The sequence below is a fragment of the Ruegeria sp. YTSC192 genome (assembly GCF_059609705.1).
In genome coordinates, this window is record NZ_JBXWMG010000003.1 from 1 (window position 1) to 16,950 (window position 16,950).

A 16,950-nucleotide genomic window follows, 5' to 3' on the forward strand; every position below is an offset into this window, starting at 1 on the left:
GCGTGGAAGCCATAATGCAGATAGGTGTAGCGATAGGCCGACTGAACCGCCTCAGGCTCATTGCCCGGCACGTCGCCTGCGACAACCACGGGGTTCGAGCCCCACAGGCCCAGAGGCTCGGCGGTGGCAAACACCATCAGGCCCACACCCAGACCGGCCCCGAACATCATCGAGAACCACGAGAAGTTCGAGAACTCGGGCTTTTCCCCGGGCGTGCCCATCACCCGCTTACCCGTGGACGGGATCAGCGCAACAATGGCCAGAAAGAAGAAAAACAGACCGACGATGATGATGTAAAAGCTGTTGAAAACCTCCAGAAGCTGGAAGTTCCAGCTGCCCAGAGTGCTGTTCGCATTAGCCGGAAAGACCAGCGCCCAAAGCACAAGGGCAACCAGCACACCTTTACTGATCAGCGCAATCGGAACGCTGTTATTCTCATAAAAACCGCTATCCGCGGTCTTAATGTCCAAATCCGTAAACGGTTCTTTAATCGACATCAAATTCCTCCGTGTTGTCGATTTGATAGGGTGGAAGGCCATTCTACTTGCGGGCGCTTCTCTTGTGTTTTTGCGGTGATCGCACCGGTTGGTCAGGCACGCGCTTTCAGGTCCCGTCTCCCTCAGATCCTGTCCCACTCAGGTCCTGGCGCGTCTTGGATTCTTCCTTGTGGTTTCGTCGTTAAGTGGAAACCAATGGGGCGTCTTTGCTCAAGTGGGCTGGTTTGACAGGCTAGACGCTCTTGTCGTAAATGAAGTTTCAATAACCGACGCTTCTTGACGCTTTGGCGACCGATAGATCAACCTTGCGTCTTCATATGGTTGGTTCTGATTTGTTGGGATGAGCTGAAGAAGACATCCAAGCGGGCCAAACTCACTTAATATGGGTATTGTTACGGCTGCCTTACCCAAAGGGATGCTGTTCAGGTCTGCGCCAACGCCTATAGTTTTTACCAACACAGGTTGATCGTTTTGAGAGGGGCGAGCGCGTGGATCACAATGTCGACATGTTGATCATCGGAGCCGGGTTTTCCGGGCTTAGCATGGCGCTTGAGGCGCGCAAACGTGGTATTCGCAGTATCGCCATTCTGGAAAAGGCGGGTGATATCGGCGGCACATGGCGCGAGAATACCTATCCCGGTGTTGCCTGCGATATTCCCTCGCACCTCTATTCAATGGCAATGCATCTCAATCCAAACTGGAGCCGCGCCTACGCCGGAGGGGCCGAGATCCAAGCTTATTTGCAGGATGTAGCGCGCGGGGAAGGCCTCTATGATCTCTGCCATTTTCACCAAGAGCTGAAGTCGGCCAAATGGGATGGCACGCGCTGGCGGGTCAAAACGCAATCGGGGGAAACGTGGTCCGCGCGGTTTCTGGTCTCGGCCATCGGTGCGTTGCATCATCCCAGTATTCCGAACATCCCGGGTGCTGGCAGTTTTTTGGGCCCCAGCTTCCACTCGGCGCAATGGGATCACGACGTTTCGGTCGCGGGTAGGCGCGTGGCAGTGGTAGGGACGGGCGCCTCGGCGGTGCAATTCGTGCCCGAGATCGCGAAAACAGCTGGCCATGTCACGATTTTCCAACGCAGCGCGCCCTATGTTTTGCCGCGTCCTGATGGCCCTATCGCCGCATGGGTTCGCAAGCTTTATGCGCGCGTTCCGCTGTTGCCGCGATTGCGGCGCAAACTGATCTTCGCGGTGTTTGAGTACCGTCATAGGGTGTTTCGCGGTGATCCGCGGATGGTTCAATTTGCCATGAAGCTGTGGCGAAAGGCGTTGGAAGGCGCGATCTCGGACCCTGCCGAAATCGAGAAGCTGACGCCAGATTACCGCATCGGCTGCAAGCGTATCCTCAGTTCGAACGATTGGTACCCGGCGCTGGCGCGTGACAACGTCGACGTCATAGCTCAGGGTGTCCGTTCGATTGATACAGACAGGATCATCGCCGCAGATGGCAGCGAAACGCAGGCCGACATCCTGATATGGGGCACGGGCTTTCACGTCACCGATATGGTCGAACGTTTGGATATAACCGGTGCAGATGGGCAGACTTTGCGCAATGCATGGGCGGGCGGGATGCAAGCCAATCTGGGCACTGCCATCGCAGGATTTCCGAATTTCTTCATTCTGCTTGGGCCGCATACTGGCCTTGGCCACAACTCGGTCGTTTTGATGATCGAGGCGCAGGTCGACCATATCGGTCGCGTGCTGGACGGGATGCAAAGTCAGCGGCTGGAGGCTGTTGTACCAGACCCCGCACGGCAAGCCGCATTCACCAAGGAAATGCAGGACCGACATACTGATAGTGTCTGGCAGGTCGGTGGGTGTACGTCGTGGTATCAAGATAGCGATGGTCGAAATACAACCCTGTGGCCCGGAACGGTTGCAGAATTCCAAAAGCGCATGGCACAGTCCGGGTTAGAGCAATACGCCCCGGTCCCAGCCGCAGGCAACGAGGTTTGATATGACGACGCTTCTTATTCTACTGGCCATCTTCGCGGTGTTTCTGCTGGGGATGCACCTCTGGACACGCAGCCTGATGCGGGATGGTCTGAAAACCGTTCCACAGATGGGGCAAATCCTTCCAGTGCGCGGCGGGCGCATTCACTATTTGGAAAAAGGCGACCCGAACGCGCAAACCATTGTGATGATCCACGGGCTGGCAGGGCAGTTGCAGCACTACACCTACGCGCTGGTCGACAAACTGGCCGAGGAGTATCACGTAGTCGCGCTTGATCGGCCGGGATGCGGGTATTCCACACGCGATGGTGCTGATCTGGCCCATCTACCTGAGCAGGCGCGGATGATAGCCGAGTTTCTTGAGGCCAAGGATGTCTCTGGCGCGGTTCTGGTCGGGCATTCGCTGGGCGGAGCAGTGTCGCTGGCGATGGCGCTGGACTTTCCCGATAGGGTAGGCGGACTGGCGCTGCTTGCCCCGTTGACCCAAAAACTGCCGGGGACGCCGGCGGTTTTCAAACCGTTGGAGATTCGAACCCAATGGCTGCGCCGCTTGATTGGCAACACGCTGGCCGTTCCCATCGCAGCAAAAACCGCACCGCATACCTTGGGGGCGGTGTTCGATCCGGAAACGCCGCCTTCGGATTTTCTAGATCGCGCGGGCGGCGCCCTTGGCCTGCGCCCCTCGGCCTTTGTCACGGCGTCCGAGGATGTGATCGGCGTTGATCTCAGCATCTCCGAGCAAGTGGCCCGCTATGATGCGCTCAGAACACCGGGTGCCATTCTCTATGGCACCGAGGATGCAATCCTGTCCGCCTCTCACCACGGCCCGCCGATGGAGCGCTTTGGGCTTGGATACGAGGTGATTGACGGGGCAGGGCACATGATCCTGATCACCGAGCCTGACCGCTGCGCCGCTTTCATTGCCGGTGTTGCCGCTGACATTGCGGCGGGGTCTGCTCTTCCGCGGGAGGGGTAGCCAATGATCTGAAAGAATCCGCAAGGCGGCGGTGTTTTCCCTCTTGACCCTCCCTGACCGCTCCCTTAAATCGCCTCTCACTCATGGCGGAGTAGCTCAGTTGGTTAGAGCAGCGGAATCATAATCCGCGTGTCGGGGGTTCAAGTCCCTCCTCCGCTACCAAAATCCCCTTGAATATCAGGCGGTTGCATTCAGTAGCCAAAATCCTCGCTGCGGGTTTCCCGCCGGGACTGCAGTGGGACTGCAACCCGACAGTATGGGTTCTAACCCGCTCCTAACCGATTGTCCTGTCTACTAGGTCGCATTCTCCGTCGGTTCGACGCACCGATGGCGGCCTAAGCTGCCCGGGCAAGAAATCCCCACCGAAGATCAAATACCCTAAGCCTCACGCTCTGCCCCGCCTTGGCGGGGCTTTGTCGTTTTCGGCGGGCGGGATTGGTGAATTTCTCGTTCGGGTGCCTCGGGGTGCAAGCGGCGTTGCCCCTCATGAGGCAAAAGCCGCGCCCGCAGAGTGTCACGCAACATGATCAACTCACGATAGACCCGCCGAATACGACGCCCACGGCGAAGACGGCGAGCAAGCCCAAGGCGGGCAACCGACAGGAATGGCGGTTGACCCCTGTCGGAACATTTGCGCAAAAAAAACCGAAATGTGTAACCCGCATCACTGACCACCCCAGAGGTATCGGCCATATTGGGTCCATTAACGAGTGAGCGTTGGTGTATTTGAGAACGCTGAATTTTAACAATCCTCCCCAAAGGCGGGGCGCGTCTGTGGTGGGTGCGCCCCCTCCCTTCGGAGTAAGGCGAGACGCAGGATAGCCTGCTTGCCTGCACTTTCATAATTCATAGAAAATTTTGTTAAAATGAGAGATTTTAGGCCATGAAAATACCTTTGAGAAAATATAAGTTGGGCAAGGGCGAGACGATGCTCTCTGCCGTAACCAAACATAAATTTTCCGGTTCCGACGTCGAGAAGATTTTCAAAGCGCCCTTCAATGCCAAAATTAGAAAGACCCGGAAGAAGTACACAGATGTGACAGCAGGGGATGAAATCTATCTACCTATGGTCGCCAAGAAAGACATTCGACCTGTGCATTCTCTTTTTCTGGATATGAATTTTGCGGCTGATGCGTCGCTGAATGTCACTCAGGAATTGCTTGAAAGCGTTGAGGTCGAAATCAAGGAAGCGAAGGCAAGGAAGAAGAAGACGCTGAGCGACACGGCCAAGATTAACTACTTGTACATTGCGGAATCCACGAAGCTTGAAAGGGCCTTTTCAAGTTGCAAGAAAGAGACCTCAAAAATCTCGCTCGCCAATCTGTTTGGACAGTGTGAAACCGCCTTCAAGAAATCACAGAAAGACGTCGAGGGGTTGAAATCGAAATTTGCGAAAATGCTGAAGGAAGAGGAGCTCAGGGCCGACGCTTTGATTTCAGCCTTGGAAGAAACCAAGAAAATACTGAGCGCGCAGGTGACGTTGAAATATCAACTCAACAAGGCATTGGGTGCAATGGTCGATGAACTGAATGATCTGAGCAGGCAAACTTTCTAAGCGTAAATTTGGCAACGTTAAAAGTTTTGTGTTGCGGATCAGGTCGCACGCTTCCGCGTCAATCTGCTCGGCGCGCGGGACTGCGTTGTTCATTTTCACCTCGGCCTTTTGGGTGGTTTGAGGTCTCCAATAGCACATCGCGATCAGGTATCTCTTCGATGATGTCGATGACGAGCCGCACCTGGGACAAGGTCGCGATTTGGAAATTGTCTTCAGTAAATGCCTCAGAAGCTTGTTCGAGCCTTTCTTCCGTCGGCGGTCGGAGCAGATGGTAAACCGCGCACCCGCTCTGGATTTGCAATTTTTTGTAGAGGAAGTGGAGCGTTACAGCCTCTCAGGTTGTCTGTCAGTGTCTGTTCAAACCGTTGATGCCGGGCTTCACCTAATCCGATCAGCAAGGTCGAAGTTGAGGTCTGGGCGTCAAGTCTCAGGGTGAAACTGTAGTGCAGCTATGGCTGCCTGCGATATCATTGAGCCGCTTAATTGTGATTTTTATCAAGTGTTTACAAGTCATATGCGTCCGCCAGGACGTTTGAGCGACGCAGGATTGAACACGAATATTTGATTCAATTCAGCAACATTCACGTGATTGCTCAAATTCTGTCTCTTTTCCGCCGAAATCTCCCCTGATAAAGCGAGTTGAGTACTGGTTGGGGTGTTTATAAGTGCAGGCGGGCAGATGAGAGCCGGATATAACGGTCGTGTAGCCATTTCATGGAATCAAACCGAGCTTGACGGGCTTGAGGCAGCGCCTTTGGCCTTTTTATCTGTTGGGTCCGCATGGTCCTGGCGTGGTCAGGCGCTGATGTTGAGCGACGTGGCAGAGCAAAACCTTGAGCAATTGGGAAATATCGGTGCAACAGCTATGCGCACCCGAGGCGCGTTCTCGGTTGTGCAAGATATCACGGGAGAGTATTGCGGTTCGGTCACTTTGACCAACGGGGCGCAGCGCTTTGCGGCTGATTTGATTGTCACTGCTGATGAACAAGGGCCGACTTTGGTGTTTAACACCGGCTGTCCGCCTCGGGATCAGGATTTCTGGATCAGCGACTTGACGCATGCCGCTACCGACCTGAAGAGCGACCCGCAGCCGACCGCAAATGTGGTGGCATTCCCGGGTAAGTCTGCTCCAGGGTCTTTTTCGTAGGATCGGCTGACTGGCTGTTGCTGAATCCTCTGGCTTCAAAACTATTCAAGAAATTCCGAGCAGGGCCTTCGGTGCGTGTTGACTCTGGTACATCTACGGATATAAGCGCGGCTTCATTGGTGTTGGTGGCCCCCGCAAGGGGATACCTGTCATGGGGGAAACCTCAAGAGGACAACGCCCTTTATACCCCGGCACTACGCCTGGTCTGAACTGGAACTACCCGGTCCGAGCGGAGACGCTGTTTCGGCCCGAAAAGTGGGAACCAGCTTTCGGATCAAGCCGAAATGCCACATTAAAGGAGATCAGCCGTGACCAAACGCACGTCTGCCAAGTACAAAATCGACCGCCGGATGGGCGAAAACATCTGGGGTCGTCCGAAATCCCCGGTCAACCGCCGTGAATACGGTCCCGGCCAGCACGGCCAGCGCCGTAAGGGCAAACTGTCGGACTTCGGTCTGCAGTTGCGCGCCAAGCAGAAGCTGAAAGGCTACTATGGCGACCTGACCGAGAAGCAGTTCCGCCGCATCTACGCCGAAGCTGTGCGTGTGAACGGCGATACCGGTGAAAACCTGATCGGTCTGCTGGAGCGTCGTCTGGACGCTGTTGTTTACCGCGCCAAATTCGTTGCGACTGTATTTGCCGCACGTCAGTTCGTGAACCACGGCCACGTCAAAGTGAACGGCAAGCGGGTGAATATCCCCAGCTACCGTGTCAAAGAAGGCGACGTGATCGAAGTGCGTGACAAGTCCAAGCAACTGGCTGTTGTTCTGGAAGCTGCCGCACTGGCCGAGCGTGATGTTCCTGACTACATCGACGCAGACCACTCGAAAATGACCGCGACCTTCGTGCGCGCGCCGGGTCTGGGCGATGTGCCTTATCCGGTCGTCATGGAGCCAAACCTGGTCGTTGAATTCTACGCGAAGAACTAATCTTCGCCGACATTCGAGAATACAAGGGCCGCGCTTTCAGCGCGGTCTTTTTTTGTTGGGATGGGGGCTCTGCCCCCGTCGCTGCGCGACACCCCCGAGATATTTTTGGCCAGATGAAGTGGCGGATCAGATTGGCAGGGGGCGATTTTCGGCAATGGCTTCCATCGCGAAGTAAGAGGTGACGCTGTCCAGTTCGACTTTCTCAATCAGGCGTTGGTAGACCTTGTCATATGAGGCCATATCCTGGGTCACGACTTTCAGTTGATAGTCATAGTCTCCGCCGATCCGATGGAAATCCACCACCTCGGGGATGGTCAGAACATGGCGGCGGAATTCCTGCAGCCACTCGGCCGAGTGATGCCGGGTGCGCAGCATGACGAAAACCACAAGGCTCAACCCCAAAGTCTCGCGTGCGATGCGGGCGGTTGAGCCTATCAGAACCCCGGTTTCATTCAGCGCCTTCAACCTGCGCCAACACGCGTTCTGGGACAGGCCGACCCGATCGGCCAATTCACGCTGCGAGAGCGTGGCGTCTTTTTGAAGCTCTCTCAGCAGGAGGGTGTCTATTTGATCTAACTTTTGCGACATTCCTAATCATATGACACATAAAACGTGATTAAAATGCAAAAAATGATAATGTTTTCTCACTTCTGATGGATCACATTGGACGGACAGTAAGGAGCCAATGCTATGACCTTGTCCAAATTCCGTGCAGATCTCTGTTCCACCACTCACAATTCCCATCTGCGCGACGGGCTGATCGGAGAGAATGTTCTGATCCCGGGTCTGCAGGGGGACGTGCCGCTTGTCTATGCGGATTACGTTGCTTCGGGTCGCGCGTTGCGACAGGTCGAAGACTTTGTGGCCAATCATGTGCTGCCGTTTTATGCCAACAGCCACACCGAGGCCTCCTTCTGCGGGTCTTATATGACCCGTCTGCGTCGCGAAGCGCGTGACGAGATAGCCCGCCTTGTTGGCGCGAGGGGAGAAGACGCGGTTATCTTTACCGGGTCCGGTGCCACGGCGGGGCTCAACCGGTTGGTCAGCTTGCTTGGGGTGGCGGAAGCTGATCAACCGGTTGTCCTAATCGGTCCCTATGAGCATCACTCGAACATTTTGCCATGGCGCGAGAGCAAGGCATTGGTGGTTGAGATTCCGGAAGCAGCTGAAGGGGGCGTTGATCTGCGCGCGTTGAAGGAGGCGTTGGACACGCACGCTGATGCGGATCTGTTGATCGGGTCATTTTCGGCTGCGTCCAATGTGACGGGGATCATCACGGATCCCGATCCGGTGACGCGTTTGCTCAAGTCTTATGGCGCTTTGGCCGTTTGGGACTATGCCGGGGGCGGGCCCTACCTGCCGATGGACATGGGGCCAGCGGATGCGCGCAAAGATGCGATCGTGGTATCGCCGCACAAGTTTCCGGGCGGACCGGGGGCGTCGGGCGTATTGGTTGTAAACCAGAGTGTTGTACAGCGTCGTTGTCCCAGCTGGCCGGGCGGGGGGACGGTGAGTTTCGTCTCACCCTGGCGTCACGACTACAGTGAAAACCTGTCAACGCGAGAGGAGGCAGGAACGCCCAATGTGATTGGTGATATCCGCGCGGCACTCGCCTTCATCGTCAAGGATGTCGTCGGAACGGACGAGATCGCCCGGCGCGAGGCGCAATATAACCAAATGGCGCTGGAGGGATGGAAGGACAATCCGAACCTGACATTGCTTGGCGTGGAAAACGCACATCGCCTGCCGATCTTTTCATTCCTCGTGCGCGACAACGCAGGGCAACCGGTGCATCAGCAACTGTTCACGCGGATGCTCAGCGACATATACGGCATTCAGGCGCGCGGAGGGTGCGCCTGTGCCGGGCCATATGCGCATCGGCTTCTGGGCATAGATCGTGCCGCGTCAGAGGAGTTGCACGCCGCTCTGTCCGCGGGTGAAGAGATGAAAAAGCCCGGATGGGTGCGCCTGAACTTCTCGTATCTGATGCGCGAGGAAACGGTTCAGTTCATCATCGACAGCGTCAATGACCTGTCCCACCGGACCGAAGAATTCGCACCGTTCTACAATGCCGACCCGGCGACTGCGCGCTTCAAAGCCGCATGATGGAATTGCGGCTTTTCTGAAAGCGTTGAGACAGGTATGAGGGGCCCAATAAACGGAGCCTCTCATGACCAAGATTACCCCTCAACCCGGCATTATGGACATCGCGCTGTATCAAGGCGGCCAGTCGCATGTGGCGGGTGTTGAGCATGTGATCAAGCTCAGCTCCAACGAAAACCCGTTTGGCCCCAGCCCCAAAGCGATTGAGGCGGTTCGCGACAGCGCCGCAACCTTGCATCGCTACCCCAGCACCGACCACGCCAGCCTGCGCAATGCGGTTGGCGCCCGTCACGGTCTGGACCCGGCGCGGATCATCTGTGGTGTCGGCAGTGACGAAGTGCTGCAATTCATCGCTCAGGCCTATGCAGGGCCGGGGGATGAGGTGATCTATACGGAACATGGGTTTTCCATGTATCCGATCATCGCCCGGATGGCGGGTGCCACGCCGGTCATGGTGGCCGAGCGCGACCGCAAGGTCGACGTGGATGCCATTTTGGCGGCTGTAACAGTGCAGACGCGGATCGTGTTTGTTACCAATCCCGGCAACCCAACCTCGACCATGATCTCGCAACAGGAACTGGAACGTTTGGCGCAGGGTCTGCCGGATAGCTGTCTGATGGTCATCGACGGGGCCTATGCCGAGTTTGTCGACGGTTTCGATGGCGGGGCGTCTCTGGTGGATGCCCATGAGAACGTGATCATGACCCGGACCTTTTCAAAGGTATATGGGTTGGGCGGTATGCGCGTGGGCTGGGGTTATGCGCATCAGTCGATCATCGACGTGCTGAACCGGGTGCGCCAACCGTTCAACCTGTCTTTGACGGCGCTGGCTGCGGCCGAAGCGGCCGTGAATGATGCCGAATTCCTGTCCTTCTGTCAGGCAGAAAACGCGCGCCTGAGGGTTTGGTTGTCGGATGAGCTGACCAGGATCGGTGTCCCGTCGGACCCGTCTTTCACCAACTTCATCCTTGCCCGCTTTGCCGATCAGGCCGAGGCTGAGGCTTGCGATGACCACCTCAAGTCTCAGGGTTTGATTGTGCGGCGTGTTGCGGGCTACAACTTGCCAAACGCCCTGCGGATTACCGTGGGCGATGAGGAAGCCTGCCGCCGTGTCGTCGCGGCCATCACCGCATTCAAAGAGGGCGCAGCATGAGCCAGATTTACGACCGTGTTGCGCTGATTGGGCTGGGCCTGATCGCCTCATCCATGTTCTGGGCCATCAAACGCGCAGGTCTGGCTGGCGAAGTCACCGGCTACGCACGCTCCGAGGCCACCCGCGAAACCGCCCGCAAGATCGGATTGTGCGACCGGGTCTGCGATACCGCGCAAGAGGCCGCCCAAGGCGCGGATCTGGTCGTCCTCTGCGTTCCGGTTGGCGCGATGGGCGCGGTCGCACAGGACATCGCCCCAGTGCTGAAGCCGGGGGCAACGGTGACGGATGTCGGCTCGGTCAAACGCAGCGTGATCGAGGCCGTGTCGCCTCATATCCCTGAAGGCGTACATTTCATCCCGGCGCACCCATTGGCCGGGACCGAGCATTCTGGACCAGAGTCTGGGTTTGCCGAACTCTATGACAATCGCTGGTGTCTGCTGGTGCCGGTCGAGGGATCGGACCCCGAGGCCATCGCCCAGTTGCGGGCCTTGTGGGAAGGCATGGGGGCGAATGTCGATGAAATGGACGCCGACCACCATGATCTGGTTCTGGCCGTGACCTCTCATGCGCCGCACCTGATTGCCTATACGATGGTGGGTGTTGCAGATGACCTGCGCCGTGTGACCGATAGCGAGGTCATCAAATACTCGGCTGCGGGCTTTCGGGATTTCACCCGCATTGCGGCCTCGGACCCAACCATGTGGCGCGACGTGTTCCTGACCAACAAGGACGCAACGCTTGAGATTTTGGGCCGTTTCACCGAAGAGCTCTTCGCCTTGCAACGCGCGATCCGCACCGGGGACGGAGAGCATCTGTTCGACTATTTCACCCGCACCCGCGCGATCCGGCGTGGGATTATTGATGCGGGTCAGGATACCGATGCGCCGGACTTTGGCCGGGGAAAGGCAGGGTCGTGAAGCAGGTTATCCGATACGCGTTTGTTGCCGCGCTTTGGGCCTCGGCTACTCAAGCGTCGGCGCCCGAGCAATCGCTGTATCCGGTTGCGCGCCCCGACCCAGCGTTGGAAACCGCCAAGGTCGTGGCGATCTCCAGCAGGGCAGCAACGCCTTTGACGATCCCGAACCTGCGCCCCGAAACACGCCCCGAGTCGCCGCAACTGATCGCCGCAGCTGCGCGTCCGGCGGATTCGCCGTTGCTGGGGCCGGATACCTCTTTGATGCCTTATCTAAGACCCAAATCGCTGGAGCAGGAGGTGCTGTTCAAAAAGCGCAAGCTGCGCAAAGGGTCGGTCTGCGGTGATATCGCGATACAGGGCAAACCCGTCGGGCGGGTCTCTAGCAAAACCAAGGCTTGTGGGATCAAGGATGCGGTGCAGATCACCTCGGTCTCGGGGGTAACGCTGAGTCGGGCGTCGACAATGGATTGCGGCACGGCCATCGCGTTGAACAAATGGGTCGACAAATCCGTCAAACCCACGTTCAAACGCCGTGGTCCGGTGGTGCAGCTGCAGGTTGCCGCGCACTATGCCTGTCGGACCCGCAACAACCAGAAAGGCGCGCGGGTGTCCGAGCATGGCAAAGGCCGTGCTATCGATATATCCGGCTTTGTCATGGCGGATGGAGAGGTTGTGACTGTCCTGAAGGGCTGGCGCAAGAACCCGTCGCAAAAGCAGCTCAAGAAGATCTGGCGCGGGGCGTGCGGGCCGTTTGGCACCGTGTTGGGACCCAATTCAGACAGGTATCATCGGGACCATTTTCATCTGGACACGGCGCGGTATCGCACCGGGTCATACTGCCGTTAGCGCAGGATCAGACGTGGGGCCGGGCCAAGAGGCAGCGGCCCCAATGCCACGAACCCGTCACGGAAATTCAATTGCAGGTCCAGCGCGTTCGGGTTGCCGCCAAGCCCGGCCAGAAAGTTGAGCGCGCGGGTCACCGGATCGACAGCCTGATCGGGCAAGGCACCGGCGGCATTTGCCATCGCGATCATGTCACGCCAGTTCTCGGCTTTGATCGCAATCTCTCCGGTCGGGATGCCTTGCGGGTCTACATCCAGCTCACCGGCTGCAAACAGGCGCAATCCGCCCCATTTGACCTCGGCCAGATTCAGGTCGATGGCGACGGGTTGAGGGCGGCTTTCTTCCAGCGCAGACCGATCCCAAGGCTTGTCGAACGTGGTCAGCATATCCAACTGCAACGTCTCGAACCGCTGAGGAAGAGAGGTCGCCGATTGCATCAGCGCGCGCAGATCTTCGCCGGGGGTGAAGCCGTCGATTTGTGCCGTGATCGCATAGGCTTCGGGGATAGAGGTCTGCTCCATCACGACACTCAGAGTGCCGCCGCCCGCCAGCGCCTCATTGTCTTCGCTGACCAGCCATGGCCCGCCGGTCAGGGCCATCTTCTCAAGCACCAATGCGACACCGGGTTGCAGTTCCAACTCGGCCTGCAAACCTTTGGCCTCGATCGTCGCGGTCTGGTCGAAATAAGACAGGCGCTGAGGTGTATCTGCAAAGCTCAGGGTTTGCCTGCCGGGCCAGATCGCGGGGCTTTGAAACGCGATCCAGTCGGCGCTCCAGGCGGTGCCGTTAACCGGATCGGCCAGCGCCGGGTTGTTCAGGCGGGTGACGTGATGCGTCGGATAGCCCGCCGTTTCAGCGCCCGAGAATTCGGCCTGCCAGCCGCGCGCCTGCTGGGCATCGAACCAGCTGGTGATCGCATTGCGCAGACCATAGCCCGCGATGAACCAATAGGCGCTCCATGCGATGGCGATAAAAATGAACACTCGTATCAGACGCCGCATGAGCATTGGCCCTTTTTCCTGCCTCGGATTTGATGTTTATAGGCCCAAACGGGCAAGGACCAGAGCAATGACGATGTGGGTTTTCGGATATGGATCGCTACTTTGGAACCCGGGCTTTCCCGTGGCCCGCAGCGAGTTGGCCATGCTGCATGGATATGCGCGCTCTTTTTGCATGAGTTCGATCCACCATCGCGGCACCGAAGATCACCCCGGCCTTGTGCTGGCCTTGGATGAGCAGCCCGATGCGCATTGCAGGGGATTGGCGCTGGCCGTGGAAGCCGGGCATGAGGATCGCACCCTGCAGGAACTGCGTGAGCGCGAGCTGATCTCGTCAGCCTATGTTGAAAAGATGCTGGACGTTCATCTGGACAATGGTGAGGTGGTAAATGCCGTAACCTATGTGATTGATGCCGATCACGTGCAATATTGCGGCGGCATGCCTTTGGAAGAGCAGGCTCAGATCATCGCTCATGCCGTTGGCGGGCGCGGGCCAAATACGGAATATCTGTATAACACCGCCGAACATCTGGCCGAGATCGGCCTGCACGATTCCGATCTTGAGTGGTTGTCGCAACGGGTGCGCAGCATCACCGCATAAACCCTTGGCGTCCTCGGCGTCTTTTCGCTAGATTCAGGCCCAGAGCAGGCAGAACCAGGAATATCGCGCATGGCGCAGGCACAACAGGGCGCGAGACCGCATTTCTCGCAACCGATCAGGCAGATTCTTCTGATGCTGATCGCAATCGGCTTGTCAGGCCTCGGGGTGTTTCTGGCGCTGCCCTATGTGCTGCCGGTCTTCTTTGCGAACCCCTATCTGAACGGCTTCATCTTGCTGGTGTTCATCATCGGCGTATTCGCCTGTTTCTATCAGGTCGCGCAGCTGATCGGTTCGGTCCGCTGGATCGAGGCTTTCGTGGGTGGCGTGGTGCATGAGGATGCGCGCACCCCTCAATTGCTTGCGCCATTGGCCTCGCTGCTGCGCGAACGCGGTGCGCGGTCTCAGATCAGTTCCACCTCGACCCGGTCCATTCTGGATTCGGTTGCTGAACGGGTGGAAGAAGAGCGTGAGATCACGCGCTATATCACCAATGTTCTGATCTATCTGGGCCTCTTGGGGACGTTCTTTGGTCTTGCCACCACAGTGCCTGCCATTGTCGACACCATCCGCAGCCTGAACCCGCAGGACGGTGAAGAAGGGCTGGCCGTCTTCAATCGTCTGATGACGGGCCTTGAGGCACAGCTGCAGGGTATGGGCGTTGCGTTCGGGTCGTCCTTGCTGGGCCTTGCCGGGTCATTGATCGTGGGTCTGTTGGAGGTCTTCGCCGGCCACGGCCAGAACCGATTCTACCGCGAGCTTGAGGAATGGCTGTCAGGCATCACTCGGGTCGGGTTTGCCTCGGGCGAGGAAGGCGGGGCCGAGATTGCCGTTCTAACCCCCGTGCTTGACGCGATGTCCGATCAGATGAACGCATTGCAGGATCTGTTCTCGGCGCAAGAGGCAGAACGGGCTGACGTATCGAATAAGCTTGGTCAATTGGTCACTGTCATCGGTCAAATGAACCAGCGTCAGGCGGATAACGAAGGCGTTGCTGCCGCGCTGGAACGTGTTGCGCTGGGTCAGGATGCTTTGCTGGATCATATGCGCGAACACGGCGCGGGCGAGGGCATCGACGCAGAAAGCCGGATGCGCCTGCGGTCGATGGATGTTCAGTTGCTGCGTATTCTTGAAGAGATCTCGGCCGGTCGTCAGGACAGCATGAACGAATTCCGCAAGGACATCGAATTGCTCGTGAAGGCTCTGACCCTGCCACGCGGCGCGGTTCGAACCACGCACGAGGGGGAATAACCCATGGCCCTCTCCCGTCGCACCGGTCAACGGTTCCAGAGCTCGGTCTGGCCTGGTTTCGTCGATGCGATGACGGGTCTGTTGATGGTTCTGACCTTCGTACTGACCATCTTCATGGTCATCCAGTTCGTGCTGCGTGAGACGATCTCGGGCCAGGAAGATGAGTTGACGACCCTTGCGGATGAGGTTGCCGCGCTGGCCGGTGCTTTGGGGCTGGAAGAGCGTGAGAACAGCCGTCTGCAGGCACGGTTGGGGGCTTTGAACGCCACCCTGACCGAAACGGAAGACAATCTGGCTGAGGCGCAAAGCCAGATCACCGGGTTCGAGGCTCAGGTCGCAGCGCTGTTGGCCGATCAGGCGCGGGCACAAGATGCGATTGCAGCGCTTGAGACGCAGCGGGCTGATCTTTTGGGTGAACGCGAAAGTTTGAATCAGGCTTTGGCGCAAAGCCGCGAAGAAATCGACGCGCAAGCCGAAGCCGCCCGCCTTGCCGCCGCCCGCCGTGAGGCTTTGGAGGCTCTGGTCGCCGATCTGGAACAAAGCGGCGAAGAACGCGCCGCGCAGATCGCTCAACTCGAAGATCAGCTGAGTGCGGAAGAGGCTGGCAGGCTGGCAGAGGCCGCCGCTGCCGAAGCCCTGAGGGATCGCCTTCAGAACGCTGATGCGGAACTGACCGCCATGACCCTGGCGCTAGAGGCACAGCGCAAAGAGGCCGAGGACACCCTGACCTTGTTGGCCGCCGCGAATGCCGCCCGCGCAGAACTGGAACGACAGTTCGGCGAGTTGAACGCGGAAGAGCTGGAGGCCCAGTTGCAGGCCGCTCTGGCAGCGCAGGCCGAGGCGCAGGAAGATGCCGCATCCCAGCGTTCCTTGGCCGAACAGCGCGATGCATTGCTGGCCGTAGCGCGCGAGACGCTCTCAGCGGAACAGGCGGTTTCCGAAAAGGCGCAGCGCGAGGCCGCTTTGTTGAACCAACAGATCGCAGCGTTGCGCGGACAATTGGGGTCGCTGCAGGCACTGCTGGACGACTATGAGGACCGCAATACGGCCGCCGAAATTCAAATCCAGTCTCTGGGGCAGGACCTGAACGCGGCTCTGGCCCGGGCGGCATCCGAAGAACGCCGCCGTCGTCTGCTGGAAGAGGCCGAGCGTCAACGGCTGGAAGCCGAGGCCGAAGCGCTGGCTGGCCAGAATGAGGAGCTGACGGCGCAGGCCGAGGATTTGCAACGCTACCGGTCGGAATTTTTCGGCCGCCTGCGCGACGTATTGGGCGATCAGGATGGTGTACGGATCGAAGGCGACCGGTTCGTGTTCTCTTCCGAGGTGCTGTTTGCCACAGGTTCGGCCGTGTTGTCTCTGGAAGGCCGACAAGAGGTCGCCAAAGTCGCTGAGATCCTGCGCACGGTTGCCGCCGAAATCCCGGAAGGTCTGAACTGGGTGATCCGCGTAGATGGCCACACCGACAATGTGCCCTTGGCCGGGTCGGGTCGGTATCGGGACAATTGGGAACTGAGCCAGGGTCGAGCGCTCTCCGTCGTGCGCTATATGGTCGAAGCGCTGGGCATCCCACCCAATCGCCTGGCCGCCAACGGGTTCGGAGAGTTCCAGCCGGTCAACCCGGAAGACACGCCCGAGGCGCGGGCACAGAACCGACGGATTGAGTTGAAACTGACCGAGCGCTAAGGCCCGCAAGTGGCGAGAAACAGCCTTTGCGATCCGGGTTTGCCCCCTTCAACCGATGGAACACACCCGCCTCAAACCTAGACTACTGTGATAGGTTGAGAGGAGACGCGCGTGACCCAGAGGGTAGCAGACCTGTGCCAGGCGGTTGAAACGGCTGTGTGGGGATCATACCGACGGATGGTGTTGTGCCAGGCCGAAGGCGGAGCCAGGTTCTGGGTCAATGAAGCGTCGCCCATACCGCTACAGCGCGTCGAATCCGCACTGGGTTGCGACAAGGGGACTTTGACCACAAGGTTTTTCGACATGAAAAAACCCGCCAAACACCAGCGGGTTTTTCTGTTTC

General features: G+C 58.2%; 15 protein-coding genes and 1 tRNA gene. 13 read left to right on the plus strand and 3 right to left on the minus strand.

Annotation, left to right across the window (positions count from 1 at the left end; all coding sequences use genetic code 11):
- A partial coding sequence (locus tag AC2FD8_RS05445; protein ID WP_496854888.1) for a BCCT family transporter occupies positions 1-497 on the minus strand: 497 nt, incomplete at its 3' end.
- A 506-nt stretch (positions 498-1,003) separates the two neighbouring features.
- Between AC2FD8_RS05445 and AC2FD8_RS05450 the strand changes: the two genes are divergently transcribed.
- The 6 genes from AC2FD8_RS05450 to rpsD all read left to right on the plus strand — a co-directional run bounded on the left by AC2FD8_RS05450 (position 1,004) and on the right by rpsD (position 7,062).
- On the plus strand, positions 1,004-2,458 hold the full coding sequence (locus AC2FD8_RS05450) for a flavin-containing monooxygenase (RefSeq protein WP_496854418.1): 1,455 nt from the start codon (positions 1,004-1,006) through the stop codon (positions 2,456-2,458).
- A 1-nt stretch (position 2,459) separates the two neighbouring features.
- Positions 2,460-3,431 carry an alpha/beta fold hydrolase gene (locus AC2FD8_RS05455; protein ID WP_496854419.1) on the plus strand — a complete coding sequence of 324 codons (972 nt, stop codon included), beginning with the start codon at positions 2,460-2,462 and terminating at the stop codon, positions 3,429-3,431.
- A gap of 85 nt (positions 3,432-3,516) precedes the next feature.
- Positions 3,517-3,593 (plus strand) — tRNA-Met (locus AC2FD8_RS05460).
- 733 nt (positions 3,594-4,326) lie between these two features.
- Positions 4,327-4,986 carry a hypothetical protein gene (locus tag AC2FD8_RS05465; protein ID WP_496854420.1) on the plus strand — a complete coding sequence of 220 codons (660 nt, stop codon included), beginning with the start codon at positions 4,327-4,329 and terminating at the stop codon, positions 4,984-4,986.
- 679 nt (positions 4,987-5,665) lie between these two features.
- Positions 5,666-6,133: a hypothetical protein gene (locus tag AC2FD8_RS05470; protein ID WP_496854421.1), complete on the plus strand. Its 468-nt coding sequence runs from the start codon at positions 5,666-5,668 to the stop codon at positions 6,131-6,133.
- Between the two features lie 308 nt (positions 6,134-6,441).
- The gene (gene rpsD / locus AC2FD8_RS05475; protein ID WP_058275494.1) at positions 6,442-7,062 is read left to right on the plus strand and encodes a 30S ribosomal protein S4; all 621 of its coding nucleotides are present in this window, start codon (positions 6,442-6,444) and stop codon (positions 7,060-7,062) included.
- A 126-nt stretch (positions 7,063-7,188) separates the two neighbouring features.
- On the opposite strand, the gene AC2FD8_RS05480 is transcribed toward rpsD, so the two are convergent.
- Positions 7,189-7,650, minus strand: a complete 462-nt coding sequence (locus AC2FD8_RS05480) for an Lrp/AsnC family transcriptional regulator (protein WP_496854422.1) — start codon at positions 7,648-7,650, stop codon at positions 7,189-7,191.
- A 102-nt stretch (positions 7,651-7,752) separates the two neighbouring features.
- On the opposite strand from AC2FD8_RS05480, the gene AC2FD8_RS05485 reads away from it, so the two are divergent.
- The 4 genes from AC2FD8_RS05485 (at position 7,753) to AC2FD8_RS05500 (ending at position 12,080) form a co-directional block, all read left to right on the plus strand.
- A complete protein-coding gene (locus tag AC2FD8_RS05485) occupies positions 7,753-9,168 on the plus strand; it encodes an aminotransferase class V-fold PLP-dependent enzyme (protein WP_496854423.1) in 1,416 nt (471 codons plus the stop codon).
- 64 nt (positions 9,169-9,232) lie between these two features.
- A complete protein-coding gene (gene hisC, locus AC2FD8_RS05490) occupies positions 9,233-10,318 on the plus strand; it encodes a histidinol-phosphate transaminase (RefSeq protein WP_496854424.1) in 1,086 nt (361 codons plus the stop codon).
- Positions 10,315-11,235, plus strand: coding sequence for a prephenate/arogenate dehydrogenase family protein (locus tag AC2FD8_RS05495; protein WP_496854425.1), 921 nt, complete (start codon positions 10,315-10,317; stop codon positions 11,233-11,235). The genes hisC and AC2FD8_RS05495 overlap by 4 nt, the downstream gene beginning before the upstream one ends.
- On the plus strand, positions 11,232-12,080 hold the full coding sequence (locus AC2FD8_RS05500; RefSeq protein ID WP_496854426.1) for an extensin-like domain-containing protein: 849 nt from the start codon (positions 11,232-11,234) through the stop codon (positions 12,078-12,080). The genes AC2FD8_RS05495 and AC2FD8_RS05500 overlap by 4 nt, the downstream gene beginning before the upstream one ends.
- Here AC2FD8_RS05500 and AC2FD8_RS05505 read toward each other — a convergent pair.
- The gene (locus AC2FD8_RS05505) at positions 12,077-13,078 is read right to left on the minus strand and encodes a DUF2125 domain-containing protein (RefSeq protein ID WP_496854427.1); all 1,002 of its coding nucleotides are present in this window, start codon (positions 13,076-13,078) and stop codon (positions 12,077-12,079) included. The genes AC2FD8_RS05500 and AC2FD8_RS05505 overlap by 4 nt on opposite strands.
- 67 nt (positions 13,079-13,145) lie before the next feature.
- Between AC2FD8_RS05505 and AC2FD8_RS05510 the strand changes: the two genes are divergently transcribed.
- From AC2FD8_RS05510 to AC2FD8_RS05520, 3 genes are all read left to right on the plus strand, one after another.
- Entirely contained in the window at positions 13,146-13,676 is a 531-nt protein-coding gene (locus AC2FD8_RS05510) for a gamma-glutamylcyclotransferase (protein WP_496854428.1), read from the plus strand.
- A 69-nt stretch (positions 13,677-13,745) separates the two neighbouring features.
- Positions 13,746-14,924, plus strand: coding sequence for a biopolymer transporter ExbB (locus AC2FD8_RS05515; protein ID WP_496854429.1), 1,179 nt, complete (start codon positions 13,746-13,748; stop codon positions 14,922-14,924).
- Between the two features lie 3 nt (positions 14,925-14,927).
- Positions 14,928-16,607: a peptidoglycan -binding protein gene (locus tag AC2FD8_RS05520; protein ID WP_496854430.1), complete on the plus strand. Its 1,680-nt coding sequence runs from the start codon at positions 14,928-14,930 to the stop codon at positions 16,605-16,607.
- Positions 16,608-16,950: the final 343 nt, after the last annotated feature.